This window comes from Nocardia sp. 852002-20019_SCH5090214 (assembly GCF_001665865.1).
In the GTDB taxonomy this organism is placed as follows: domain Bacteria; phylum Actinomycetota; class Actinomycetes; order Mycobacteriales; family Mycobacteriaceae; genus Nocardia; species Nocardia nova.
Genome location: NZ_LZMK01000054.1, coordinates 1 through 624, shown reverse-complemented (window position 1 = coordinate 624; position 624 = coordinate 1). Strand labels below are relative to the sequence as shown.

General features: G+C 68.4%; 1 pseudogene. It reads right to left on the bottom strand.

Annotation, left to right across the window (positions count from 1 at the left end):
- Positions 1-624 (bottom strand): annotated as a pseudogene (locus tag A5780_RS42710) (DNA cytosine methyltransferase); the annotation flags it as partial.

The window sequence follows — 624 nt, the reverse complement described above, 5'->3', positions numbered from 1 at the left end:
CCCCGGGCGGCAGGCTCCAGTCGATGGCCACCGACGCCGGTGTGGTGATCGGCTCGGCGATCGCGTACCGGCACGCCTTCGACGGGCACCGGTAGACGTACTGGCCGTGACGCACGCCGTAGCGGCCCATCTGCGTGCCGGGCTTCTTCCACGACTGGATCGCGTCCACAACCTGCTCGCAACTCGCGCACCACGCCTTCGGGCGCAGCCACTTGTCCCAATCCGGCCGCCGCCCCAACGATTTCAGCCAATACGCGATGTAGAGCCGGTCGCGGGACTGCGGCACCGGCAGGCAGGTGCGCGGCAGCACGTGCGCGGAATTCAGGGCGATGACCCGGGTCTCGTAACCGAGGTCCTGGATCTCGCGCAGCCACCGATGCCGGTCGTCCCACTTCCAGCACTGCACGACGTTTTCCATCACCCCGGCCAGCACCGGCTTGCCGCGCGCGGCCATCGCACGCAGATACCGGGGAATCTGCTCGACCAGCGCGCGGCTGCGCCCGGACGCCGGATCCTCGACGATGCCGAGTTCCTCGTCGAACCGGTACTGGTTGCTCTGGTCGAAGTAGCGTTTCTGTCCCTTCGCGTCCGTCCATTCCGGGCACGCCGGGCTCGCCCAGAACA